Annotated in this window: 19 protein-coding genes and 1 pseudogene; 10 read left to right on the forward strand and 10 right to left on the reverse strand. The window is 70.1% G+C overall.

Translation table 11 applies throughout. The annotated features are described in order from the left end of the window. The first annotated feature begins 34 nt into the window (after nt 1-34). Together CRP55_RS19975 and CRP55_RS19980 are read left to right on the forward strand one after the other, a co-directional pair. A complete protein-coding gene (locus tag CRP55_RS19975; protein WP_218854640.1) occupies nt 35-430 on the forward strand; it encodes a DUF488 domain-containing protein in 396 nt (131 codons plus the stop codon). 41 nt (nt 431-471) lie between these two features. Continuing rightward, nucleotides 472-1,791: a radical SAM protein gene (locus CRP55_RS19980; RefSeq protein ID WP_097321625.1), complete on the forward strand. Its 1,320-nt coding sequence runs from the start codon at nt 472-474 to the stop codon at nt 1,789-1,791. Between the two features lie 4 nt (nt 1,792-1,795). On the opposite strand, the gene CRP55_RS19985 is transcribed toward CRP55_RS19980, so the two are convergent. Beyond that, nucleotides 1,796-3,523 (reverse strand): caspase family protein, encoded by a 1,728-nt coding sequence (locus tag CRP55_RS19985; RefSeq protein ID WP_097321626.1) that lies wholly within the window; start codon nt 3,521-3,523, stop codon nt 1,796-1,798. Nucleotides 3,524-3,637: 114 nt separating this feature from the next. On the opposite strand from CRP55_RS19985, the gene CRP55_RS19990 reads away from it, so the two are divergent. The 4 genes from CRP55_RS19990 to CRP55_RS20005 are packed head-to-tail and all read left to right on the forward strand — an operon-like array spanning nt 3,638 to nt 6,776. Further along, a complete protein-coding gene (locus CRP55_RS19990) occupies nt 3,638-4,414 on the forward strand; it encodes a hypothetical protein (RefSeq protein ID WP_097321627.1) in 777 nt (258 codons plus the stop codon). 40 nt (nt 4,415-4,454) lie between these two features. Next, nucleotides 4,455-4,676, forward strand: a complete 222-nt coding sequence (locus CRP55_RS19995; protein WP_097321628.1) for a hypothetical protein — start codon at nt 4,455-4,457, stop codon at nt 4,674-4,676. A 51-nt stretch (nt 4,677-4,727) separates the two neighbouring features. Next, entirely contained in the window at nt 4,728-5,258 is a 531-nt protein-coding gene (locus CRP55_RS20000) for an NfeD family protein (RefSeq protein ID WP_097321827.1), read from the forward strand. Beyond that, complete coding sequence (locus CRP55_RS20005; protein ID WP_097321629.1) at nt 5,259-6,776, forward strand: flotillin family protein; 1,518 nt, start codon at nt 5,259-5,261, stop codon at nt 6,774-6,776. It begins immediately after the preceding gene. Between the two features lie 63 nt (nt 6,777-6,839). Here CRP55_RS20005 and CRP55_RS20010 read toward each other — a convergent pair whose 3' ends face one another. From CRP55_RS20010 to CRP55_RS20025, 4 genes are all read right to left on the reverse strand, one after another. Continuing rightward, nucleotides 6,840-8,861, reverse strand: coding sequence for an NACHT domain-containing protein (locus CRP55_RS20010; RefSeq protein ID WP_143234745.1), 2,022 nt, complete (start codon nt 8,859-8,861; stop codon nt 6,840-6,842). A 63-nt stretch (nt 8,862-8,924) separates the two neighbouring features. Continuing rightward, nucleotides 8,925-10,238 (reverse strand): M1 family metallopeptidase, encoded by a 1,314-nt coding sequence (locus CRP55_RS20015; RefSeq protein ID WP_097321631.1) that lies wholly within the window; start codon nt 10,236-10,238, stop codon nt 8,925-8,927. Further along, nucleotides 10,235-14,098 carry a Pls/PosA family non-ribosomal peptide synthetase gene (locus tag CRP55_RS20020; RefSeq protein ID WP_097321632.1) on the reverse strand — a complete coding sequence of 1,288 codons (3,864 nt, stop codon included), beginning with the start codon at nt 14,096-14,098 and terminating at the stop codon, nt 10,235-10,237. Before CRP55_RS20020 ends, CRP55_RS20015 begins: the two co-directional genes overlap by 4 nt. A gap of 135 nt (nt 14,099-14,233) precedes the next feature. Beyond that, nucleotides 14,234-15,061: a phytanoyl-CoA dioxygenase family protein gene (locus tag CRP55_RS20025; protein WP_097321633.1), complete on the reverse strand. Its 828-nt coding sequence runs from the start codon at nt 15,059-15,061 to the stop codon at nt 14,234-14,236. Nucleotides 15,062-15,206: 145 nt separating this feature from the next. On the opposite strand from CRP55_RS20025, the gene CRP55_RS55710 reads away from it, so the two are divergent. Beyond that, nucleotides 15,207-16,310: a glycoside hydrolase family 12 protein gene (locus CRP55_RS55710; protein WP_097321634.1), complete on the forward strand. Its 1,104-nt coding sequence runs from the start codon at nt 15,207-15,209 to the stop codon at nt 16,308-16,310. A 475-nt stretch (nt 16,311-16,785) separates the two neighbouring features. Here the strand turns inward: CRP55_RS55710 and CRP55_RS20035 are convergent, their stop codons facing one another. The 3 genes from CRP55_RS20035 to CRP55_RS20045 form a co-directional block, all read right to left on the reverse strand. After that, complete coding sequence (locus tag CRP55_RS20035) at nt 16,786-17,967, reverse strand: acyltransferase family protein (protein WP_097321635.1); 1,182 nt, start codon at nt 17,965-17,967, stop codon at nt 16,786-16,788. Nucleotides 17,968-18,056: 89 nt separating this feature from the next. After that, nucleotides 18,057-19,388 (reverse strand): hypothetical protein, encoded by a 1,332-nt coding sequence (locus CRP55_RS20040; RefSeq protein ID WP_143234747.1) that lies wholly within the window; start codon nt 19,386-19,388, stop codon nt 18,057-18,059. A 45-nt stretch (nt 19,389-19,433) separates the two neighbouring features. Beyond that, nucleotides 19,434-19,946, reverse strand: a complete 513-nt coding sequence (locus CRP55_RS20045) for a hypothetical protein (protein WP_143234749.1) — start codon at nt 19,944-19,946, stop codon at nt 19,434-19,436. Nucleotides 19,947-20,082: 136 nt separating this feature from the next. On the opposite strand from CRP55_RS20045, the gene CRP55_RS20050 reads away from it, so the two are divergent. After that, nucleotides 20,083-20,628: a hypothetical protein gene (locus CRP55_RS20050; protein WP_143234750.1), complete on the forward strand. Its 546-nt coding sequence runs from the start codon at nt 20,083-20,085 to the stop codon at nt 20,626-20,628. Nucleotides 20,629-20,674: 46 nt separating this feature from the next. Here CRP55_RS20050 and CRP55_RS20055 read toward each other — a convergent pair whose 3' ends face one another. After that, nucleotides 20,675-21,199: a GNAT family N-acetyltransferase gene (locus tag CRP55_RS20055; protein ID WP_097321639.1), complete on the reverse strand. Its 525-nt coding sequence runs from the start codon at nt 21,197-21,199 to the stop codon at nt 20,675-20,677. A 45-nt stretch (nt 21,200-21,244) separates the two neighbouring features. Here CRP55_RS20055 and CRP55_RS20060 point away from each other — a divergent pair, with 45 nt between their 5' ends. Both CRP55_RS20060 and CRP55_RS54740 read left to right on the forward strand, forming a co-directional pair. Then, entirely contained in the window at nt 21,245-22,912 is a 1,668-nt protein-coding gene (locus CRP55_RS20060) for a bactofilin family protein (RefSeq protein ID WP_143234752.1), read from the forward strand. Beyond that, entirely contained in the window at nt 22,906-23,385 is a 480-nt protein-coding gene (locus CRP55_RS54740) for a hypothetical protein (protein WP_245923207.1), read from the forward strand. Before CRP55_RS20060 ends, CRP55_RS54740 begins: the two co-directional genes overlap by 7 nt. Nucleotides 23,386-23,577: 192 nt before the next feature. Here the strand turns inward: CRP55_RS54740 and CRP55_RS56245 are convergent. Beyond that, a pseudogene (locus CRP55_RS56245) lies at nt 23,578-24,276 on the reverse strand (CocE/NonD family hydrolase); the annotation flags it as partial.

The raw sequence follows: 24,276 nt of genomic DNA on the forward strand, positions 1-24,276 counted from the left end.
CCCTAGGTTACAGGGCGAGGTATGAATGGAAACGATGAAGATTGACGTTGGGCGCATCTACGACGACGTGACCCCCGGCGGCAGGACCGCGCGGGTGCTCGTCGACCGGCTCTGGCCGCGCGGGGTCAGCAAGGAGCGGGCCGCCCTCGACGAGTGGCTCAAGCAGGTCGCGCCCACTCCTGAGCTGCGCAAATGGTACGGGCACGCGCCCGAGAGGTTCCCCGAGTTCCGGCGGCGCTACGAGGCCGAGCTCGCCAGCGGCGAACAGGCCCAGGCGCTGGCCCATCTGCGTGAGCTCGCCCAGAGCGGGCCGCTGCTGCTGCTCACCGCCAGCAAGGACGTCGCGATCAGCGAGGCCGCGGTTCTCGCCGAGCTGATAGGTGTCGCAAACGTCTCTGTCCCGGGACCCGGCGGCGGCGCGCAGACGTGATGACATGGAATGAGGTCAACTCAGCAATGGCAGGAGGGCGCATGTCGTCACGGACGGATCTCGTCGAAGATCTGATGGGCCGTTTCCCGCACATCCCGCGCGAAGCGGTCATCAAGGAAGACCTGCTGCGTGGCGGGCTGGCCTTCGACGACTCCGCGCTGACCGACAACGAGGGCGGCGACGTCAAGCCGAAGTCGTACTTCATCTTCTCGTTCGACCACCGGACGCTGCCGGAGCTCGGCACCGCGGCCCTGCGGCGGCCGCCCGAGGAGATCGTGCTGACCGGCGGGCCGTACGGGCTTCGCCGCACTGTTGTTTCGGTCCGCACCAATCCCGACTCCCCGTACAAGGTGCAGGCCGGCGAGGACGGGAAGCTTCAGCTCTTCCTCGACGGCAAGCCGATCGCCGACGTCGGCGTGCCGCCGATGCCGGACTACTACCGGCACACGCTGGCCAACGGCAAGCAGGTCATGGAGGTCGCCCCCACCATCCAGTGGGGCTACCTGGTCTATCTGACCGTCTTCCGCGTGTGCCAGTACTTCGGCGCCAAGGAGGAGTGCCAGTACTGCGACATCAACCACAACTGGCGCCAGCACAAGGCGGCCGGGCGCCCGTACACCGGTGTCAAGCCGGTCGAGGAGGTCCTCGAGGCCCTCGCCATCATCGACAAGTACGACACGGCGAAGACCTCGCACGCGTACACCCTGACCGGTGGCAGCGTCACCTCGAAGGTCGACGGGCTCGAGGAAGCCGACTTCTACGGCCGCTACGCCGAGGCGATCGAGGACCGCTTCCCGGGCCGGTGGATCGGCAAGGTGGTGGCCCAGGCCCTGCCGCGCGAGGACGTGCAGCGGTTCAAGGACTACGGCATCCAGATCTACCACCCGAACTTCGAGGTGTGGGACAAGCGGCTGTTCGAGCTCTACTGCCCGGGCAAGGAGCGCTACGTGGGCCGCGCCGAGTGGCACCGCCGCATCCTCGAGTCGGCCGAGGTCTTCGGGCCGCGCAACGTCATCCCGAACTTCGTGGCCGGCGTCGAGATGGCCGAGCCGTACGGCTTCCGCAGCGTCGACGAGGCGATCGAGTCGACCACCGAGGGCCTTGAGTACTTCATGTCGCGCGGCATCACCCCGCGCTTCACGACCTGGTGCCCGGAACCGACAACCCCCTTGGGCCGTACGAATCCGCAGGGCGCCCCGCTCGAATACCACATCCGGCTGCTCGAGGCCTACCGCGCGACCATGGAGTCCAACGGCCTGTCCAGCCCGCCCGGTTACGGCCCGCCCGGCGCCGGCAACGCGGTCTTCTCGGTCAGCTCCTTCATGGACACGCTGCCGGCCGAGACGCCGATCGAGGAGTGACGCGCTAGGGCGTCAGCGCGAAAAGCTTGGCCAGCCGGAGCCCGGCGGCGTGGGGGAACGTGGAGAACCGCGCCGCCGTCAGCTCCGGCGCCAGCTCGGCCAGGCCGGGCCGGACCAGCGCCGATCCGGGGTCGTCGTCGAGGTAGGCCCAGCCCTGCCGCACCATCGGCCAGTGCCCTCCGACGACACCGACCGCTTCCGGCGTCGCCGAGAAGGTCCAGGGCAAATTGCTTTCTTTGTCCGTACGGGGTGAGCGCGCCGCCACCGCGGGAACGGTGACCAGCAGGAGGCCGTGGTCGTCGGGCGCCGCCTCCAGATCGGCGAGCAGGGCGATGTCGTACGGAATCGGCTGGTCGTGCCGGATGTAGCCGTAGGCCATCCGCCGGATGCTCTCCACGTCGGCCACCGAGTCGTAGAGATAGGCGCCGAGCACGCCCCGCACCGGGTCCAGATGCTTGCCGATGCGCAGTTCGGCGGCGAGGTCGAGGGCGTTGTCGGCGCGCAGGCCACCGCGCTCGAGCGCGCTGATCGCGGCCTCGGTGGGCCGGGCCTCGTCGGGCGGGGCGTAGACGTCGCGGTAGATCAGCGCCGCCGCGCCGGTACCGGTCGCCACCACCGAGCCGATGAAGCCGGGAAGCGCGGTGACCGCCACGAACAGCCCGCCGGCGAGGTGGAGGAGCGCCGGCACGGGGTGCGCGAGCGGGGCCGGCGCCGGCTGGCCGAGCCGCCACCAGTCGGGGCGCCCGGCCGCCTCGGCGTGAACGCCCGCCGCCGTCCAGACGCCGGTGACATGGTCGCCGTCCACCGCGAACCCCGACCCGGTCTCGAAGTGGTCCGGCCGGTCCTGCGCCCGCATCCGATGCTCGAGAGCGTCGTCGGCCACGGTTTCCCGCCCTTCGTCCTGCGGTGCCGCCCGGCCGATCCGCAGCGCCCCGGCCGGAGGCCACGGAGGGAAGACCGGGGCCTGAACGACCGGGCCGTCGCCGTAATACACGTCGTCGAGGTCGGGGAAGGTCGGGCTGACGCTGGGCACGAGTTTCAGGCGATAGGTCTCGGCCAGGCGTGGCACCTCGGCCTGCAGATAGGCGCCGAGGCTGCGGCTGGTCACCATTCCCGGCACGATTTTCGAGAATGCCTCCTTCTGCGTGCCCCACAGCGCGGAAATGGCCACCCCGGAGAACAGGCAGCGATCCTCGTCGGGATCCCCGCCCGGAATCATGAAAGCCTCGGTGCCGTCCTGGGCCGCGATGAATTTGTCGACCGACATCGTGGCCGAGCGGGGGCCGGGCCCGCGGCCGAGGAGGCCGTCCGGGGTCAGGTCGGCGGTGTCCACATCGGCCGGCAGGGAGCGGCAGGCGTCGGCGAAGATCGCCACCTGGTTGATCCGGTAGAGGGCCAGCCGGCGCCGCAGCACCTCGACCGCCACCGCCCGCAGCTCGGCGTTCCAGTCGGACAGCAGCCACAGGCCCTGATCCAGCTCGCGGATGACGCCGTGCCCGGCGAAGTAGATGATCAGGCGGTGGAAGGCGTCACCGGACAGCAGCGCCTCGAACTCGCCGCGCAGCCGGGCCGCCGTCACCGGCTCGTCCTCGTCGGTGACCAGCCGTGACTCGTAGCCGAAGCCCCGGGCCCACGCGTGGAACTCGCGTGCGCCGTTCACGGCGCCGCCCAGGTACGGCAGCGGGGGCGCGTCGCTGACCCCGATGGCGAGGGCCGCCCGTCGTGCAGACATGGATTCAGGATCTCGCGTGAGCGACGCCGGAGGCATTCCACCGTTCGGCCGATGAGGTGCTGGATGAATGCGCGGAGACTCGAATTCCCGGCGCCTCGGAAATCGGAGAAATTGATGTTGGCGGACCGCGAAAAGGAACGGGAATACGTCAGATCGATCGACTTGTCGGGCACCCCTCGCGGCATCGTCGCGCAGGGCGCCGCCGAGCAGGCGCAGGAGGTCTTCGACGCCGCCAAGGACCAGGCCCAGGTCGTCGGCTCCGGCCTGCTGTCGTTCGCGCAGGGCGTCACCCCCGAGGTTCGCGAGGCGATCTCCAACTCGGCCCTGCTGGCCCAGCTCGTGGCCAACAAGCGCGCGTCCGCCGACCAGGACCCCACCGCCTGGTACGCCGAGTACTCGCAGGTCCTGCAGAACATCGGCTGGGTCGTGCAGGACCACGGCTGGGCCGACTACACGGCCGAGGGCAAGGCGGCCGAGGTGCACGAGAAGATCATCGAGGTGCTCTCGGTGGCGCTCGGGCCCACGGTGACCGCGCTCAAGCTGATCCAGTCGGCCATCGACGTGCTCAAGGCCATGGAGCCCGACACGTCGTGGCTGACCATCTTCAGCCGCGAGACCCAGCACGCGAGCATCGCCCGCTTCCAGATCGGCCTGGTCGAGCCGGGCCCGGCCGACGAGGTCCTCGTGACGATGCTGGCCTGCGTGATCGAGGGCGAGAAATCGGTGACCCAGGTGCTGTTCTTCAAATACCGGGCCGAGCGCGCCCGCTTCCTCGGCAACAGCACCAAGGCGTCGATCAACCGCGGCGCCGTCGAAGACCTCGGCCCGGAAATCCGCAAGAAGGTCAGGGCCTACATGACCGACTATGTCAGCAGCATCACTGACATCTGAGTGCCGTCACGATCGACTCGGCCATGTGGTCCCAGCAGGCATGGAACCCACATTCGAGACCGACATCCGTCCCCTGTTCCGCGAGAAGGACCGCAACTCCATGCTTTTCATGTTCGACCTGTGGTCGGCCGACGACGTGCGCGAGCACGCCGAGAGCATCTTCAAGGCGGTGGCCCGCGGCAGCATGCCGTGCGACGGCGCCTGGGCCGAGGAGGACACGCTGCTGCTGCGCCGCTGGATCGACGGAGGCGCCCGGGCCTGAGTGGCGGGGTTGCACTACCCTGACCTGGCGTTCGGTGGGGGAGGCGGCTTGATGGACACGGCCACGGCGATCTATCTGGTGATCGGTGCGGTCGGCGTCGGCGTGCTGGCGCTCTCCCTGCTCGGCGGCGAGCTGCTCAGCTTCCTGCACGTCGGCGACGGCCCGGTGTCGCTCGAGGTCGTCGCCGGTTTCGTCGGCGCGTTCGGCTTCGCGAGCGCGATCACGGCGGAGCTCTCCGGCACCGCCGTACTGGCACCGGTCGTCGGTCTTGTCGCCGCCCTGCCCACCGCCTGGCTGGCCCTTCGCCTCGGCCGCGCCGCCCGCACCATGCCGACCGACGCCACTCCACGCCGGCAAGATCTGGTGGGCACGCTCGGTGTGATCGTCACGGCCGTGCCGAGCGGCACCGGCTACGGCGAGGTGCGGATCCTGCTGGGCGGACAACCGGTCAAGTTGTACGCCCGGGCCGAGCACCCCATCGCCGCCGGCGCCCAGGTCTTCGTGGTCGAGGCGCCGTCGGACACCAGCGTCGTCGTGGAACAGACCCTGCAGATCGACCCTCACACCCCTGGAAAGGCCTAGATGTCACCTTTGCTCATCGCCATCGGCGGTGCCGTGCTGCTCATCATCCTCGTGATCCTGTTCGTGCTGTCACGGATCAAGGTGGCCGGCCCGAACGAGGCGTTCATCATCACCGGCCGCAAGGGCCGCGTGACCCAGTCCGCGGACGGCACCAACACCACCGACCTGTCCGGGCAGAAGGTCGTCATGGGCGCCTCGGTGTTCGTCCTGCCGGTCGTGCAGAAACTCCAGTCGCTCGACCTGTCCAGCCGCCGCATCGACGTCGGCATCAAGGGCGCCGTCTCCAAGCAGGGCATCCGGGCCGACCTGCACGGCGTGGCGATCGTCAAGGTGGGCGGCAACGAGGGCGCGATCCGGGCCGCCGCGCAGCGCTTCCTGCACCAGCAGGCCGAGATCGAGGAGTTCACCCGCGAGGTGCTCGCGGGCGCGCTGCGCTCGATCGTCGGCCGGCTCACGGTCGAGGAGATCATCCGCGACCGGGCCGCGTTCGCCAGCGCGGTGGCCGAGGAGGCCGAGCACTCGATGACCAACCAGGGTCTGGTGCTCGACACGTTCCAGCTCCAGGACATCCTGGCCGAGGGCTCGTACCTGCAGGACCTGGGCCGTCCCGAGGCGGCCCGCGTGCTCAAGGACGCCGCCATCGCCGAGGCCCGCGCCCGTCAGCAGGCCGAGCAGGAGCGCCTGCTGGCCGAGGAGGCCATCGCCGAGGCGCAGCGCAACCTGTCGCTCAAGCAGGCCGGCATCCAGGCCGAGATCGACGCGGCCAAGGCCAAGTCGGCCGCGGCCGGCCCGCTGGCCCAGGCCGAGCGCGACCAGGCGGTCCTGGCCGAGCAGCAGAAGGTGGCCGAGCGCAACGCCGAGCTCAAGCAGCGCCAGCTCGACACCGAGGTGCGCAAGCCGGCCGACGCCCAGCGCTACAAGGTCGAGCAGGAGGCCGAGGCCAACCGGGCCGCGGCCGTGCTGCACGCCGACGCGCAGCGGCAGTCGGTCATCGCGGCCGCGCAGGCGTCGGCCGAGCAGGCCCGCCTGACCGGTGAGGGCGAGCGGGCCCGCCGGGCCGCGCTGGCCGAGGCGAACGCGATCGAGGGCGCCAAGGAGGGCGAGGCGGAGCAGCGCCGGCGTTCCGCGATCGCCGAGGCCATCGAGCGTGAGGGTGCCGCCGAGGCGGCGGCCATCCTGGCCAAGGGCGGCGCCGAGGCGGAGGCCATGGCGAAGAAGGCGGAGGCGTTCGCGGCGTACGGCGAAGCAGCCGTCCTTGATCTGCTCGTCCGTGTCCTGCCGCAGGTCGTCGAGGCGGCCGCGGCCCCGATGGGCTCGATCGACAAGATGACCGTCATCTCCACCGACGGCGCTTCCTCACTGACCAAGTCGGTCGCCAACAACGTCGCCCAGGGCCTGCAGCTGGGCACCGACCTGACCGGCATCGACCTGGCCGGCCTGCTCAGCAAGCTGGGCGCCACCCACAGCACCACCGCGGCCGCGAACGGCAAGCCGGCCGAGCTCGAACCCGAGCGCTGACGCCCAGCCCACCGAAGGGGGCCGCTCACGCGGCCCCCTTCGGCGACGCTTTCCCAACTGGTCTTATGGGTGGCGGCGCATCCAGGACCAGGCGCTGAGCGGTGCCCCGGTGGAGGCCTCACCGTCCGGAGGCGTACCGGCCAATTGGTCCTGAAGCGCTGCATGCCGGAATTGGTAGATACCACCGGCTTGCCGGAGCACCTGTCGCTGCAACGCTGTCTCCAGCAAGGGCATGATTCGGACCGGTAGACCGGCCAAGCACCAGCAGAGTTCGACCCGCCTCAGCCTGGCAACCATGCTCTGCGGCCGGAGCAGCGCGCTGAGGAGCCAACTCAAGAATCCAGCACCCAAGGCCCAGAGGAGACCGATGATCGGATTCACCGCCAGAACGACGAAGACGCCGACGGTGAGACCGACGGCGACAGCGTGCGCGAGGCGGGTGATCTGGGCCCGGCGCCACGACAGGCGATAGATGTCGATGGGGTTGGCGGCCGTGGCGCTCGCCGCTCGCAACCCCTCGTCGTCGAAGCTGTGTGCCGTCCGCCGCCGGTTGATCAGGCGCCAGGAGATCCGGTCCAGGAGGGTCGCGAGCACTCCGGTCAGCCACATCAGTGGAATCGTCGACAGGAAACCTGCGGCCATGAGAAGCCCCTGTTCGACCGACCAGGAGCCAAGCCCCGCCGATACCGCTATCCCCGCGATCACGGTGAGCGAGCGGGGCCTGAACCGGAAACCGGCGAGCCATGCGAGGGTCGGAACGGCAAGAACGATGTCCTCCGGCCCAGCAATGGAAACGACCACGAGCCCCGCAAATCCGGCGGCGGCGACCCTGAGGGCCGCCCATCTGAGCATGGGCGCTTCCCAGCCCGGGATCCGCCACCAGAGCAGGTCCCGGTCGCGGCCCATGTTGGCGGCGATCCAGGAAAGCCACCGCATCGCGTGCTCCCGCTCGCACGCCTCCGGATACGCCTGATGCAGCGAACGCTCCAACAGGTGCTGCAAGAGCGATTCCGGGGTCGGATATGCGCGGGCGTCCAGCATCTCGGCCGGATCGGTGTCCCGGTAGGTGTCCCGCGCCAGGCTGAGGGCCAACGGAGAGACCAGCGTGCGTCCGGCCACGGTCTGCGCGGTCAGGCTGTCGGCCAGCCGCTGCCAGCGGCGGCGCTGTTCCCCCACATGCTGGGCGAGCAGAAAACCTCGCGCCTGCTCGAGACCGACCGGCAACATCTCGATGACGGCGGCGTTCCAAAGCCGGTGGTTGTGTCGGACAGCCGCGTCCACGTATTCGTCGTCACGACTGGTCAGAACTACCCGCATGCCCACGGTCCCGCGGTCGATCGCGTCGAGCGCCTCCCCTCGCAGGTGCGTCGGCATCTCGTCCAGGCCGTCGAGGAACAGGGCGACCCGGCGGTCGCGCACGAGCTCGCCAGCAAGACCAGGAGTGAGCAGCGGTTGGTCGCGTGTCAGCTTGGCGGTGACCCACGCCGGCAGGTCGCTCACCGACGGGTCCCACCCGCCGAGCGTGATCCAGACCGGGACTGGGTCAGCCCTGTCCGGCGACCAGTTCGTCAGCACATCGATGAGGAGCAGCAGCATCGCTGTGGTCTTGCCGGCGCCGGCGCCGGCGAGAATCACCAGCCGAGCCGGGCTGTCCGCGGCCTCGTACAGTTTCTCCCGGATCTGGGTCACCGTGCCGTCGGTGAGCAGCGCGGACGGCACATCGCCGGGGTGCGCGGCAATCTCCGCCCCGGCCCATGCCCACCGGACGGAGGCCGGGGCCGGCGTGGTGATTCGGCGGGTCTTGGCCTGGTCCTGCCAATACGCGAGGCTGTTGCCGGCCAGGTAGCGCAGCGCGGCGGCGACCTGCTGGTCCGTCGGCGCGGCCGCCCGTCCGCCGGTGACCAGCGGCCAGGTGATCCAGACAGTGACCCCAAGGCTGGCCACCCCGGCCAGGCCGCCCACGATGTTGGCCTTGCCAACGAGGTTGTTGCCCACCTCGCCATCGAGGAACATCCAGATCACCAGGGCGAGGCACAGCGCCAGCAGAACGCCGCCGACGACGGCCCGCGCCCGGAACTTCATCACGCAAGATAACTGACGGACAGAGAGGATCCGTCAGGGGTGGAAGGTTCAGGGCGTCGATCGCGCTCAGCGGGTGGGTAGCGGGGGCAGCGCGCGCTGATCCAGCCAAGCCGTGAACAGCTGCCCCAGCGGCTCGGTCGTGAAGCGCTGGGCGTGGCTGCGGAACTGGGCCGTCGTCACCGTGGCGTGGCGGTGTTCGGCGACCCAGGAACGTAGCAGCGCGAAGAACGCGGCGTCGCCGGCCCTCGCGCGCAGGGCGTGCAATGTCAGGGCGCCGCGCTTGTAGACGATCGGGTCGAACATGCGGGAGACGCCCGGGTCCGAGACCACGACGTCGAAGGGCCGGGTGGCCAGCGTGGTGTGCCACTGGGCGGCCAGCGCCTCGACCGATGGGCCGCCCGAGACGTCCGACCAGAGCCACTCCGCGTACGTGGCGAAGCCCTCGTTGAGCCAGATGTGGCGCCAGTCCGCCACCGTCAGGCTGTTGCCGAACCACTGGTGGGCCAGCTCGTGGGCCACCAGGCGCTCATATGTGCGCCAGCCGTCCACGTGATTCCGGCCGAAGACCGCCATGCCCTGGGCCTCGATCGGGTCGTCCAGCTCGTCGTCGGCGACCACCACCACGTACTCGCGGAAGGGGTAGGGGCCGAACATGTCGGTCAGCACGTTCATGATCTCGCCGTGGCGGCCGAAGTCGTGGCGGAACACGTTGCGCAGGCGGGGCGGGATCGCGGCCCTCTGCACCACGTCGCCGGCGGCCAGCTCCAGCAGCTCGTAGCGGCCCACCTGCACGCTCATCAGGTACGGCACGGTGGGCTCGGTCCGCTCGTACACCCACGTGGTGTTTCCGGCGCCCCGGCGGCGGGAGACCAGGTCGCCGGTCGCCACCACGGTGTACGGGGTCGGGGCCGTCAGTGTGACCAGGAAGGTGGCCTTCTCGAGGCGGTCGTTGCACGGGAACCACGACGGCGCCCCGTTGGGCTGGCTGGCCACCAGGGCGCCGTCGGTCAGCTCGTCCCAGCCGATGTCACCCCAGCGCCCCGAGATGGGGACCGGCGAGCCGGAGTAACGCACTTCGATCTTGAAAACGGCGCCATACCCGAGAGATTTGTCCGGTTTGACACGCAGCTTGCCGGCCCGGTGAGTAAAGGGCGTCCGATGCCCATCGACGCGGACGTCCTGAACGCGGAAGACACCGAGATCCAGGCTGAACCGGGAAAGCGACTGCACAGCCTGCGCCGTGATAGTCGCCTTCCCGGCGAGCCGGTTCGAGACGACCCGGTAGTCGAGCTCCAGGTCGTAGTGCAGCACCCGGTAGCCGCCGTTGCCGTGCCCGGGAAGGTACGAGTCGGTCGAACGGTCGGCGCCCGGAGGCGTCATGCCCAGGTCGCGATCGGGTTGCCCAGCCAGCGGCTGTCGTCGGGCACCGCGTCGCCGCGGGTGACCAGCGAGCCCGGCCCGACCGTGGTGCGCGCGCCGATGCTCGCGCCGGGGAGCACGATGCCGTGCGGGCCGAGTGTGGCGCCCGCGTCCAGAGTGACCTCGTCCATGGCCATGATCCGATCATGGAACAGGTGGGTCTGCACGACGCACCCCCGGTTGACCGTCGCACCCTCGCCCAGGCGGACCAGATCGTACTCCGGAAGCCAATAGGTCTCGAGCCACGAACCCCGGCCGATCTTGGCGCCGACGGTGCGCAGCCAGATGTTCAGCAGCGGCGTGCCGGCCGCGAAGCGGAACAGCCACGGCGCGACCAGCACCTCGACGAACGTGTCGGCCAGCTCGTTGCGCCAGACGAACGACGTCCACAGCGCGTGCTCGGTGACCTTGAACCGGCCGACCAGCAGCCATTTGACCAGGGTCGCGATCAGCGCGCCGGCGATCACCGCGGCGAACAACACCGGGCCGGCGAGGGCCGCCGTCACCCAGCCGTTCGTGGCCTGCCAGATCTGGTCGAGCGCGGCCAGCACCAGCACGGCCAGCACACCCGCCAGCATCACCGGGATGATGCGGCACAGCTCGATCGTCGCGCGGGCCACCTTGAGACGCAGCGGCGGCGCGTACGTGCGGCTGGAGTCGCCCGACTCCACCGTCCGGCGCAGCGGCATCGGCGGGGCGCCGAGCCACGACGAGCCCTTCTTCGCCTTGCGCGGCGCCGACGACAACACACCGACAAGGCCGCGCTTGGGTACGGATCGTCCCGGCGCCGCCATGCCCGAGTTGCCGAGGAACGCCTGCTTGCCGATGCGGGCCGGCGCCACGCGCAGCCAGCCGTGGCTCAGCTCGTACGTCGCCACCATCGTGTCGTCGGCCAGGAACGCCCCGTCCTCGACGGTCGTCATCTTCGGCAGCGCCAGCACGGTCGACAGCTCCGCGTTGCGGCCGATCTTGGCGCCGAGCAGCCGCAGCCACACCGGCGTGAACAGGCTCGCGTAGATCGGGAAGAGCGCGATCCGGGCCATCCCCATGAGCCGCTCGGTCGTCCACACCTGCCAGGCCACGCGGCCCCGCACGGGGTGATATCCCTCCCGGATCCCCACGCTCAAAACCCGGACGGTCAGGAGCACGAGGATGGCGTACGTCAGGAAGTACGCGACAGCCGCAACCGGGGCCATCAGCAGCGCCGCGCCGAGGTCGAACCCGTCCCGCACGGTCCAGCCGAGCAGGGCGAGCGCCGGCAGCACCGCGATCACCGGGAGCAGGCCCAGCAGCTGGGCGGTCACGCTGTACACGCCCACCCACAGCCGCGAGCGGCGCGGCGGCCGCTGCGACGGCCAGGACGCGCCGTCCTTGGCCGGGGCGGGCGCCGCCGGCGATCCGGCCCACCGCTTGTTGGCGGGCACCGCGCCGGTCACGGTCGAGCCGGCCTCGATGTGCGCGCCCTTGCCGATCCGGGCACCGGGCATCAGGGTGCTGCGGCCGCCGACCCGGGCCCCGGCGCCGATGCGGACCTTGCCGACCCGTACGACATCGCCGTCGACCCAATAACCCGACAGGTCGACCTCGGGCTCCACGGCCGCGCCCCGGCCCAGCTTGAGCAGGCCGGTCACCGGCGGCGCCGAGTGCAGGTCGACGTCGCGGCCGATCTGGTTGCCCAGCGCCTTGGCGTACGTGATCATCCAGCCGGCGCCGGCCACACCCGTCGCACCGGTGAGCTCCGCCAGCCGCTCGGCCGCCCACAACCGCAGGTGAACGCCGCCGCCGCGCGGATAGGTGCCCTTGCCGACGCCGCGCAGCAGCAGCCGCGCCCCGCCGGCCGCGATGGCGATGCGCCCGCCCGGGCTGAACAGCGCCAGCCAGCCGGCCGCGATCCACCACCAGTGAATCGCCGGACCCCACGGGGTCAGCGCGAGCAGCGTGGCCGCCACGGTGAGCCAGCGCAGGCCGACCAGGGCCAGCATCGGCACCATCAGCAGCGCCTGGAGGAAGCCGGTGCGCAGCGGCGTCGGCTTGACGTCGCGGCGCACGATCTGGGTCGCGACGAGCGCGTCGAGCACCGCCGCCATCTCGGACAGCCGCGGGTTCTGGTAGACGTCGGCCACCGCGATCTGCGGGTGCCTGAGCCGGATCCAAGCCACCAGCTGGGCGGCGCCGAGGCTGCTGCCGCCGCTGCTGAAGAAGTCGGCGTCGGCTGCGGTGGGCCGCAGGCCGAGGATCTGCTCCCAGCCCTCGGCCAGCCACGCCTCGGTCGCGGAAAGCTCGGCATCACCGGCCGAGGCGCCGGCCAGCGGCCACGGCAGGGCCGCGCGGTCGACCTTTCCGGAGGTACGGGTGGGCAGGTCGTCGATGACGGCGAGCAGCGGCACGAGCGCGGCCGGCAGCTGCTCGCGAATCCGCGTCGTGGCGGCCGCCAGGTCGAAACCCTCGCGCGGCACCACGTAGCCGACCAGCAGCTGGTTGCCCGCGGCGGTCTTCTTGATGGCGGCGGCCGCGCCGGCCACGCCGGGCAGCGCCTGCAGCGCCGCGTCGACCTCGCCCAGCTCGATCCGCCGGCCGCCGAGCTTGATCTGCTCGTCGCCGCGGCCCAGGAAGATCAGGCCCTCGGGCTCGGCCCGCACGATGTCGCCGCTGCGATAGGCCCGGGACCAGCCCAGCGACAGCAGCGGCGCGAACTTCTCGGCGTCCTTGGCCTCGTCGAGATACCGGGCCAGGCCGACACCGCCGATGACCAGCTCACCGGTCTCGCCCATCTCGACCGGCTGCCCGGAGGCGTCGACCACGGCCAGCTCCCAGCCGTCCAGCGGCAGCCCGATGCGCACGGGACCCTCGCCGGTCAGCGGGGCCGCGCAGGCGACGACGGTCGCCTCGGTCGGCCCGTACGTGTTCCAGACCTCGCGCCCCTCGACGGCCAGCCGCTCGGCCAGCTCGGGCGGGCACGCCTCGCCGCCGAAGATCAGCAGGCGGACCTCGTCGAGCGCCTCGGCCGGCCAGAGCGCGGCCAGCGTGGGCACGGTCGAGACGACGGTGATGCGCTGCTCGGCCAGCCACGGTCCGAGGTCGACGCCGCTGCGCACGAGCGAGCGGGCGGCCGGCACCAGGCAGGCGCCGTGCCGCCAGGCGAGCCACATCTCTTCGCAGGACGCGTCGAAGGCCACCGACAGCCCGGCCAGCACGCGGTCGTGCGGGCCGATCGCCTCAGCGTCGTCGCCCGCGAGAAACAGCTGCGCCTCGGCGTCGACGAACGCGGCGGCCGAGGCGTGCGAGACGGCGACGCCCTTGGGCGTGCCGGTGGAGCCGGAGGTGAAGATGATCCAGGCGTCGTCGTTCGGCCCGGGCCGTCGGGCGACGGCTTTCTTGGGTGTACGCCGCATCGAGACGCTCAACCCGTCGCCGAGCACCGCGGCCACTTCCGCCTCGGCCCAGACCAGCTCGGCCCGCTCGTCGGGGTCGTCGGCGTCGACCGGCACGTAGGCCGCGCCCGCGGCCAGCACGCCCAGGATGGCGAGATAGAGCTCCGCCGTGCCCGAGGAGACCCTGATGCCGACCCGGTCGCCGGCCCCGATACCGTGTCCCTCGAGGTCGGCCCGCACCGCCTCCACCAGGTCGGCCAGGTCACGGTAGGTGAGCACCGAACCGTCGGCGTCGATCGCGGCGGCCCCGCCGTGTGCCTGCACGGTCGCGTCGAAGATGTCGAGGAGCGTGCGCCGCACCGGGGTGGAGCGGGAGTGGAACAGCGCCGGAGCCTCCGGCGCGAACTCGATGTCAAGGTCGATCAGACGCAGGTCGGTAGTCACTGTCACCGGGCGTGTGCTCCATCTCCACCACAACGGGCTTCTGTCGGCCAGGCGCACGACGGTGAGCCGCCCGGGGCGACATTCAACGTTACAGGTGGGAAACGGGAAGTGACGCGGATGTGTCTAACGTGACAGCCGTGCTCAGGCCTCGCCCATGACCAGCCCTTCGATCGTGTGCTTCTGCGTGATGGGCGTCAGCCGGTCGACGATCGGGCAGTTCAGATGCCGGCGTACGCCCTCCGGCAGCCCCTCCCAGTACGCCTTCGTGACCGCCATGTCGTGCTTGTCGCCGTTGGTGCCGTCCGGCGCGTCGACGCCCAGCACCAGCACCGGCCGCGGCAGTTGCGAGTGGTTCTTCGTGCCGCGGTGGATGGTCAGCGCCGACCGGGCCGAGATGTCGCCACGCTGCGGATACTTGCGGACGGCGAGCCCGTTGTAGCGCTCGTAGTGCGACTTCGGCGGGAACATGGCGTGCCCGAAGTCGGGCTCGTCGTCGAACTGGGTGCCGGGCGCGATCTCGAACGGCCCCATCTCGTCGGTGGTGTCCACGGCGGTGAGGTTGAAGGCCAGCGAGTCGAGCCGCCCCTCGCGGCGGGTCACCTCGGGCATCGGGAAGTCCCGGTGCCACGGCTGGTTGACCGCGCCCGGGAACGGGATGTCGAAGCCGAGCTCGACGATCCGGTAGTCCGGACCGAGCACGGCGGTGCAGACCGCGTCGACCCACGGGTGGCCGGCCAGCTCGGCGAACCCGCGCAGCTGCTCGGGATGGATCTCGACGTACCAGCGTTTGGGCCCGCGGCCGACCGCGCCACCCTCCCGCGACCGGGCCTCGGCGAACGCCGTCTCGATGTCCTCGCGCATCGCGTCGGCCCAGGCCACGCTGAACGCTCCGCGCAGCGCCGTGATGCCCTCGTCGTAGATCGCGGCTCGGGCCCGCTCACCGGCCGTCGCATCGATAGAAGTCGTCATGCTTCCTGCCTGCAACGACGTTTCCAACGTTGCAACTCGACGGGAGCGCTCCCAAGGGCCTAGCCTGCTGTTATTCCATCGATAGCTGTCGAAGTTCCGGCCGCCACCGGTCGAAGCGCTTCGACGATGTACGGATTGGATTGACATGCGCAAACGCACTCTCGCGCTCTCACTGGCGGCGGCCACGGCGATCACCGCCGCGGTCGCGCTGCCCGCCTCGGCGGCGGCCGGATGCCGGGTCGCCTACGCCGTCAGCAGCCAATGGCCCGGCGGCTTCGGGGCCAACGTGACGATCACGAATCTGGGTGACCCGCTCACCTCGTGGGCGCTCGTGTGGACGTACGCCAATGGCCAGACCGTCACCCAGGCCTGGAACACCGCCCTGACCCAGTCGGGCGCGCAGGTCACCGCGCGCAACGCCGGCTACAACGGCAGCGTCGCCACCAACGGCACCGTCTCGTTCGGCTTCAACGGCGCGGCGACCGGCACCAACTCGGTGCCCACGGCGTTCACCCTCAACGGCACGGCCTGCACGGGCTCGGTCACCCCGACCACACCGACCACCACCCCGCCCACGACCACCCCGCCACCCACGACCGGCGTCCCCTCGGACGCGGCCTGGGTGGACTCCGGCCAGTGGGCGTCGTGGACCAACAACGGCTACACGCTCTACAACAACATCTGGGGTTCCGGCGCCGGCACGCAGACGATCTGGGCCCGCAGCGGCACCAACTGGGGCGTCCTGGCCAACCATCCGCGCACCAGCGGCGTCAAGTCGTACCCGAACACCGGCAAGACCCTGAACCGGACGCTGAGCTCACTGTCGTCGGTGACCAGCTCGTTCAACGTCTCAGTCCCGTCCGACGGCGACTACACCACGGCGTACGACATCTGGGCCAACAACCACGCCTACGAGGTCATGCTCTGGACGAACCAGCACGGCGCGGTGGGCCCGATCGCCGAGTCGTACGACGCCAACGGCGCCGTCCCCACGGTCCGCAACCTGTCGGTCGGCGGCCACACCTGGAACGTCTACCGGGGCTCGAACGGCGCCAACGCCGTCTTCTCGTTCGTCCGCACCAACACGAACGCCGGCACGATCGACGTCCTGGCCATCATGAACTGGCTCCGCACCAACAACTGGTGGGGCGACGTCACCGTAGGCGAACTCCAGTTCGGCTTCGAGCTGACCGGCACCGCCGGCCAGTCCGCCTTCACCACAAACAGCTTCTCCCTCAGCTACAGCTGACCCCCGCGGGGCCGCCTCGGCGGCCCCGCCACCGCTGCGCCAGAACGGTCAGGTGCGGGCAGGCGCCGAGGATCTCATCGAGCCGGCCGCCACGTGCGCGGGCACAGCGTTTGATGGTGTTCAGGGATCAGCCGAGGCGGCGGCCGCACGCGACGACGGTCTTCTCGACGGCCTCTGTGTCGCCTGCGGCGCACCGTCGCGGCGCCCTTCGGCACCGGCGCGGCCATTCCATGCCGGCAACGAGCTAGGTCACCTGCTGGGCCTCCTGCGCCCACCGCCGGATCGTCCGCCGCGGGCGCGACAGCGCCCGGGGACATCGGCCGAAGCCGGCAGCAACCGCAAGTCGCCCTCGCCCAGCCCGGACCAAGCGGCCAAACCGGACCCGCACCCGTCATGGCCCGCCAGCGATCGGACGATCAGTAAGGCGACGCTCGTCATAGGCATGACAGTCCCGGCGGCCCCTCCAACCTCGTCACTACCCGCCCGCCGAGCGGCTCCCGTCGGGGACGGTGACCAGCGAGGGCTCGTTCAGGTCTGGGTGCCGGCCCGGATAGTGGTGCGGCATGACGTGGGGGATCTCCTGCGTGACGGCGGTCTCCGGCGCCGGTCGCGGGTTGAGGCGCCGGCGGAGATAGGCGGCCAGCGGCCGCTCGATGTACCTGTGAACCAGCCAGGCGATCAGCAGCATGAAGGCGACCGTGCCGGCCAGCACGAGCCAGTGGGGCGCCCAGTCCCGGGTCGCGTAGATGACGAGGTAGCCGATGTTCTGGTGCAGAAGATAGAACGGGTAGGTGAGCAGGCCCGCCGTGGTCAGCACACGCCACCGGATGCGCGACGTCCAGCCCAGCGCGACCGCCGCCAGCAGGGCGAAGAACACGGTGATGAGCAGAATGCCGACCGTGTCGGAAAGAGGGCCCTTGATGTTGGTCTTCTCGGTGTGCGCGATGCGGGCGATCACGTTGTGCTGCGCCATCAGGTACGACGCGGCCACCAGGCCCCACAGCTTCAGGTCGGGGCCGAACCGGTGGATCAGGTAGAAGGCGATACCGGCCACGAACAGCGGCGCGTAGTCGGGCTGGAACACGATGTTCAGCAACGGTTCGCGGCTGTTGTGGGCGATGACCGACGCCAGCAGCCAGCCGTAGCCGAACCACATGACGCCTCTCAGGGTGAGCCCACGCCACAGGAGCAGGGCGAACAGCAGATAGAACCGGGCCTCGACCCACAGCGTCCAATAGACGCCCTCGACCCCGTTCACGCCGAGCGGCCACTGCAACATCGTCAGGTTGAGCAGCACGTCGCTGAGCCGAAGCGGCTGCGCGACGATCGGCCAGAGGCCGACGACGGCGGCGGTGATCAGCACGGCGGGCCAATAGGCGGGGAACAGCCGGATGAACCGGGACCGGATGAACGAGCCGGTGTCGCGTCCCCACGCGCTCATGCAGATCACGAACCCGCTGATCATGAAGAAGAGCTCGACCCCGAGCCACCCGTACGCCGAGGCGCTGTGAACACTGGTCACGGCGGTCCGGGGTGGGGCGCCCCACGCCTCGACGACGTCGTTGCGCCCGGCGAAGTGGTAGAACGCCACCATGACGGCGGCCATCAGCCGGAGCCCGTCCAGAACCACGATTCGCTTGTGGTGTTGCTGTCTCATCGGCGGTTCAAGATACGGGACCGACAGTCCACTGTCGAATGGCGAGGTGCGGCTGTGGGGTCCCCGGGCATCCCGGGGACCCCGCACCGTCACTGCACGAAAACCTTCTTGCTCGCCGCGGCCTGGAAGTTGGCCGGGTCGCCCGGGTACCGCGCTCGCCACCAGCCGGACCGGGTCTCGGTCAGCCGGCCGTCGAACTCGTAGCCGGTGCCGTCCCAGTACGACTGGTCGTCGTCGCCGATGGTGAGCCAGTCGCCGGTGCCGGTCTCGGAGAACTGGAACTCGACCGGAATGGTGCCCGGGGTCAGGTTTCCGGGAAAGGCGACGTGGCCGTGCAGGTACACCGCACCGTCCGCCTCGCGCGCGGCCGTGAAGTCGGCGATCGACGACGGCTGAAGGACGACGATCGCAGTGTCTCGCCGGCTGTGGGCCACGTACGGGTCCGGGTAGCCGTCCGGCCGGTCCGGCGCCGAGTAGGAGACGCGCAGGGTCGTGCTCGCGTACGGGGTCGCGGTCAGCGAGTACGTGCCGCCGGCGGCGACCGGCATGCTGCCGAGGTCGGTGCAGTAGTCCTGGGTGTCGCACGAGGCCAGGCCGACCCGGCCGGCGGAGACCGGCGCCCAGCCGTCCGGCGTGTTCCAGGTGGCCGTGCCGGTGACGGTGACCGGCTCGCCGGCCTTCACCTTCTTGGCCGAGAGCGTCGCGGTCACCCTGGTCGCGCGCGGCTTGATCGTGATCACCGGCGTGTCGTAGGACGACGACAGGTGGTGGGGGTGGGCCGGGTCGTACCCATAATTGATGAAGATGTTGCGGTCGCCGTCGGCGATCGGCACCTCGGCGGTGAACTTGCCGTCGGCGCCGGTGGTCGTCTCCTGCCAGTTGGTGTTCAACAGGGAGATCGGCGCGCCGGCGACCCGGCGGATCTCCATCGTGCCGGGCTGGCGGCCTTTGAGCACGCCGGTCACGGTCACCGACCGCTTGTCGTACGTCGCCGCGGCCGGCTTGAGCGTGACCGAGTCGATGTACGTCACGACCACGTAGGACAGATTTCCGGCATTCGCCACCCGGGTGGTGACACCGTTGGTGTCGGTCACCTCGACGTCGACCGGGTAGTTGCCCATCTGGGGCAGGATGAACGGCTCCTGCGTGGCCCAGACCTGGGTCGCGTCCTCGGGTTCGCCGCGGTAGCGCCAGAAGGAGTCGCTGGAGGCGACAACCTTGCCGGTGGTGTCCTTGACGTCGGCGTGCACCCGGGAAACCCCGTCGGCCGACCGGATGCCGACGAGCAGGACGCCGGTGTTCCCCTCGAATTCGCTGGTCGCATAGTCGATCTGCGGGCCGGAAGCGGCCCGCGCCGCCGCAGGAACCGCGAGGACCGTCAGCGCCGCCAGCACGGCCATGACAAGCCGGGCCATTCTCATGTGGAGCCTCCCCGTATGACCATCGCTCACATCGAGCGGTCGCGATCATACGGACGGGCTACGACACTTTTCCGCGGCGCCGACCGTCGGCTCGCGAGGAGGGCCGCCGGCCACGGCGAGCGCCAGACTCGCCGGGCGGGTCCATCCGAGGACAGTCAGCTCGGCCCGCGCCCCACCGGAGCCCACAAGGACCACGAGAAGCAGTGTCTCCAACGCCGCGGCGCGGCTCCCCGTGAGAAACATGAGGACGTCCGACAACAGCCAAACCGTCAGGAGGTAGATGAACGGCACGACGAACAGGGCGGCCGCGGCGATGCGGTACACCTTCCTGAGCCAGGCGCTGACGGTGACCGCGGCCACCAGCCCGGCCACTACAGCGAAGCCGCGATGACCAGTGTCGTCGGTGAGCAAGTTGACCGCCATGCCGCCCGCCAGTCCCGTGAGCAAGGTCAGCACGAGCGCGGCGGCCTGTCGTGCCGGTCCGGTGGTGGCTCTGCCGTCATCCCACCATCGTGCAGCGCCGGTTGTGCCGGCGGTGTCGCTCGATCGCGTGGTCACGTGCGCCGAGCGTTGGTGTCCGTTCGGCTGTTCGGAACAGTTCCGGACAGTGCGGGGGCGTTCAGGACGTCCCCGGACGGGTGATGGGAGTGGTGGGCTGTGGCGGTCATTGCTGGAACCGCCAGAAAGGCAGTTCATGTCAACCAGTTCGATCTCCCGGTCGCTTCCGCGGGCCGTGGCCGTACTGCTCGTGGTGCTCGCGTCCGTGTTCGAGATTCAGACGCAGGCGAGCGCGACGGCGCGCGGGCACAAGTGCCAAGTCGCCTTCACCGAGGGTGTCCGTCAGGCCGTACAGTGCGTGGACTTCAATGTGTTCTGGAACAGCTCGGGGGACCTCGCCGTGCAGACGCTCGGCGCGTCGCTCTGCCAGGCCACGGGCGGTGACCCGGTGCGGTGCGCGGGCATCAAGCAGACCGTCACGATCTACGCCACGAACACCGTCCCGTCCAACCCGGACGCCCACTCCACCTCGACGACCCAGGCGTGTGGCCGCCGCATCGCCAGCGGCGCCCAGTGCCCCGCCAGCCGGCAATACGGCTACTCGACCGGCGCCTACTGCCACACGAACCTCACGTACGTAGCCCGGATCAGGACCACGTTCGACATGCCGAGCACCGGTAGCCCGGTCACGAAGGTCTTCGAGCACCGGCTCCCCGGCTCCAGCATCTGCTACGCGCCCTGAGCTTCACTCGTGGGGGGAGAGCCCCGGACCACCGGTCCGGGGCTCCTCAGAAGACGTGACCGAGCAGGTCGATCTCGCCGGCCGGCCAGGCGGCGCCGCTCACCGGGCGGACCATCAGCTCGTGTGGGGTCACCGCCTGGGCCAGGCCGATCACGCGATGGTCGTTGATCTTCACCCAGCTGAGTGGGTTGTCGACCCGCGTGAAGCCGTGACGACCGTAGAGGCTGTCGTCGTCGGCGAACAGGATGACGAAGTCCATGCCGCAGGCGGCGGCGTAGCCGGTCACCTCGTCCAGCAGGCGGCTCGCCAGGCCTTGTCCGCGGCTGTCCTCGCGGACACAAAGATCCACCACCCCGAACGTACGGAGTATCTGGTCGCCCACCCGGATGACGCGCAGCTCGACCCCGAGTTGCGCCCGCACCGTGGTGCCGTCCGTGACGACGTACCGGAAATGGGGTGGGATTTTGAAATAGCTTCGCTCCGGATAGCCGGGGAAACAGTCTCTGAGCAGGCCTTGCAGAGAGAGGTGCAGCTCCGGGCCTATCTCGGCCTCGGGCAATCGCGTCGTCACGCCGAGACTTTAACGGGGTCATACGCGGCCTCTACTGTGGGTTGGGTGAACGAGCGTGAATGGGTGCCGCTTGAGCCGAATGAAGACTTCGCCGCCCAGGTGCTCGCAGCGTCCCGGGCTCAGCGTGGTGTGAACTGTGCGGGCGCGGAGGTGGCGGCGAGCGACATCCGGGCCGCCTGCCTGGCCGCCGACAAGGCGGACCCGTTCGGTGTGCGACTGGCCGGCGCGCGGATCACCGGCCCACTCGATTTGCGGGCGTTCACCATCAGCGTCGCTCTGCGTTTCCAAGACTGTGACTTCACCGATCCGGTGAACGTGGAAGGGGCCCGCCTGCACGATCTGGCGATCACCACAGATCTCCGGAAGGGCAGCCGGAACGAGTTGCCCGGACTGATCGCCCTGGGCGCGGAGATCGCGCACAACCTGGTCCTGTCCGGCATGGTGATCCGAGGCGAGACCCGCGCCGGCGGAAGCGGTAATCGTTCCGCCGGCGTCTGGCTCACCGGTGCCGAGATCGGCGGCAACCTCCTTGCCGTCGGTACCCAGATCCTGCCGGCGACCGGCCGTGCCATTCACGCGGATCGGATGCGGATCGCCGGGAACATCAGGATCGAGGATGTCCGGGCCACCGGTGAGATTCGTCTGCCGGCCATGCATCTGGCCGGGTCGCTGGGTCTGATCGGTGTCGAGCTCCTGCCGCAGGACGGTCGAGCGCTGGACCTCAACGAGGCGGTCATCGGCAACAGCCTCTTCCTCATGAATGCGCCCCACACACTGGCGCGGTGCCGGCTCCGCGGCCGAATCGAGATGTCACACACCACGATTCATGGACAGATGCTCATCCGCGGTGCTGACCTGTCCGCCCCACCGACGGGCCGGGGAGGGCAGTTCTACACCGTCGAGTCAACCGGCGGCCGCACCTTCCTGCTCGGGCCGCGACTCAGCGTTCAGGGATCGCTGGTGATGGAAGGCGACACCGTGGTGCGCGGCGGGCTTCTGATGCCGGGTGCCCGGCTTCACGGTGGAGTCCGTTTGGCCGGTGCCGTGTGGAACGAAGGCGACCTCGCGCTCGACCTGAAGCAGACCATCGTGGAGGGCGACCTCCATGCGCCCGGGCTTTCGGTCGAGGGCACGGTGCGCCTGGACAACGCCCGGATCGAGGGTCCACTGACCATGGAGTACGCCACTGTGGCGAAGCCGCTGGACCGGCGCGGCGTGAGCGCCGTCGGTCTGAAGGTGGCCGGTGACGTGCAGTGTCGGGGCCTGGCCGCTTCCACTCCGTCGGACTGGTCGACGTCAAGCGTGCCGTTGTCGACGGCAGGCTGCGCACCGATGGCGCCACCATGGTGTAGCGCTCCGGGCCCCAGCACACACCGACTCCGCGGGGCGCCGCGTTCGAAGCCCGATTCGCCGACGTCAGAGGGGGCGTCGACCTTGGCTGGCGGCTCGTCCAGGGAACGGCCGACTTCACGGGCACGACCACGTCCTATCTCGCCGATGATCCGGTCAATGACTGGCCCTGCGACTCCTTCATCGGCGGTTTCGCCTACGAGCGGTTCGCGGCTGGTCAGGCCGGGGGCGAAGCGATCTGGCACGCCGGCACCCGCATCGCCTGGCTGTCGCGCATGCGGCCTTATGACCCGCGTGCCTGGGAGCACCTGGCCGCAGTGCTCCGTTCGGCCGGCGACCGCGACGGTGCGGAAGCTGTGCTGATCGCCCAGCGCAGACACGCGCGGTCTTTCCGAAACACGCCGCACCGATTCTTCGACTTCCTCCAGGATGTGACCGTCCGGTACGGGTTTCGGCCACAGCGGGCGGTCTACCTGCTACTGATGCTGATCGCCGCGGTTACCGTCCTGGTCAGCCTGCCTGCCGTTCAGGCGCAGATGCGCGCCAGCGACCAGAACGCGCTGGTCTTCGCACCATCGGGTGCGCGGCCCGGGCCGGGGTCGCAGGCCGTGCCGGGTCGTTGCGGTGATGGAAAGGTCCGCTGCCTCAATCCCTTCTTCTACGCCGTCGACACCGTGGTGCCGCTGATCGACTTGCACCAGCGCTCCACCTGGTATCCGGTTTCCGAGCACGATGGCCGGCTGCTGGAGTGGGTGCTCAATCTGTGCACGATTCTCGGCTGGCTCGCCTCGACCGTCTTCGCCCTGTCGTTCACCCGGCTCGGCCGGCCGAGCTGATGCCGGCGCCGACGACGGAGCGGCGGGGCCGGCCCCGTTGCAAGGGCGCTGACCGCGCGCACCCGGGCCGGGATCACAGCGTGGGCAGGGTGATGTGGGACGGGTGCTGCTCGTCGTGGAAGACCTCGAAGTGGTTCTTGAGGCCCCGGACGGCGGTTCCGAACGGCTCGTCCGTGCCCATGTTGCTGGCGAAGCGCTCACCTGCACGCGCAGGCGGTGGCCGGGGCGGAAACGGTAGGCGGTGGGGAACAGCTCGACCTCGACCGGGCTGACGGACGGCGGGGTCAGGCGGCGGATGCCGTCGACGACGTTGCGGGAGACGCCCTTCTCGTCGACGTCGCACAGGCGGACGAAGACATCGGCGTACGGCAGTGAGGTTCGGACGTGAATGGTGGCGCGAACCGGGCCCACGACGTCGAGCGGTGACGAGAGGGCGGGGCCGGTGAAGACCAGGACGTCGGGGCGGGACTCGACGGCAGCGTTGTCGGCCTGCTTGCCGGGTGGCTGCAACAAGGGGCCGCCGACGGTCGGGGTGGGGTCGGCCGGGTCGTACGTGAAGCGACTCGGGCCCGACGAATCCGGTGACGGGCCGAGGCCGCCGCCGCCTTGCAGGTAGAAGTCGGATGGGGCAGCGGGCGGCGGCCACTCCTCGAACGCGAGCAAGTAGACCCGGACCGGTGGGCCGGACGGGGCCGGGCCGCCGTGGAGGTGGTGTTCGAGCCAGGCGACGTCCGTACGGACGATGGTGCGCAACTCGCCGGGCTCGCCGTGCAGCCACGGGCCGACGACGAGGCGGGCGGGCACGCCGGCCGCGCGCAGAGCCGCGTAGTCGGCCAGGTTGCCGGCCAGGAACAGGTCCCACCAGCCGGTGACCGTGCTGACCGGCGGCAT

Origin of the sequence: Paractinoplanes atraurantiacus, from assembly GCF_900215205.1 — a bacterium.
GTDB lineage: Bacteria > Actinomycetota > Actinomycetes > Mycobacteriales > Micromonosporaceae > Actinoplanes > Actinoplanes atraurantiacus.

Excerpts from the sequence above, each read along its gene's own strand:
- CRP55_RS19975 (WP_218854640.1), top strand. The coding sequence starts at position 35 with ATGAAGATTGACGTTGGGCGCATCTACGACGACGTGACCCCCGGCGGC.
- CRP55_RS19980 (WP_097321625.1), top strand. The coding sequence starts at position 472 with ATGTCGTCACGGACGGATCTCGTCGAAGATCTGATGGGCCGTTTCCCG.
- CRP55_RS19985 (WP_097321626.1), bottom strand. The coding sequence starts at position 3,523 with ATGTCTGCACGACGGGCGGCCCTCGCCATCGGGGTCAGCGACGCGCCC.
- CRP55_RS19990 (WP_097321627.1), top strand. The coding sequence starts at position 3,638 with ATGTTGGCGGACCGCGAAAAGGAACGGGAATACGTCAGATCGATCGAC.
- CRP55_RS19995 (WP_097321628.1), top strand. The coding sequence starts at position 4,455 with ATGGAACCCACATTCGAGACCGACATCCGTCCCCTGTTCCGCGAGAAG.
- CRP55_RS20000 (WP_097321827.1), top strand. The coding sequence starts at position 4,728 with ATGGACACGGCCACGGCGATCTATCTGGTGATCGGTGCGGTCGGCGTC.
- CRP55_RS20005 (WP_097321629.1), top strand. The coding sequence starts at position 5,259 with ATGTCACCTTTGCTCATCGCCATCGGCGGTGCCGTGCTGCTCATCATC.
- CRP55_RS20015 (WP_097321631.1), bottom strand. The coding sequence starts at position 10,238 with ATGACGCCTCCGGGCGCCGACCGTTCGACCGACTCGTACCTTCCCGGG.
- CRP55_RS20025 (WP_097321633.1), bottom strand. The coding sequence starts at position 15,061 with ATGACGACTTCTATCGATGCGACGGCCGGTGAGCGGGCCCGAGCCGCG.
- CRP55_RS55710 (WP_097321634.1), top strand. The coding sequence starts at position 15,207 with ATGCGCAAACGCACTCTCGCGCTCTCACTGGCGGCGGCCACGGCGATC.
- CRP55_RS20035 (WP_097321635.1), bottom strand. The coding sequence starts at position 17,967 with ATGAGACAGCAACACCACAAGCGAATCGTGGTTCTGGACGGGCTCCGG.
- CRP55_RS20040 (WP_143234747.1), bottom strand. The coding sequence starts at position 19,388 with ATGAGAATGGCCCGGCTTGTCATGGCCGTGCTGGCGGCGCTGACGGTC.
- CRP55_RS20050 (WP_143234750.1), top strand. The coding sequence starts at position 20,083 with ATGTCAACCAGTTCGATCTCCCGGTCGCTTCCGCGGGCCGTGGCCGTA.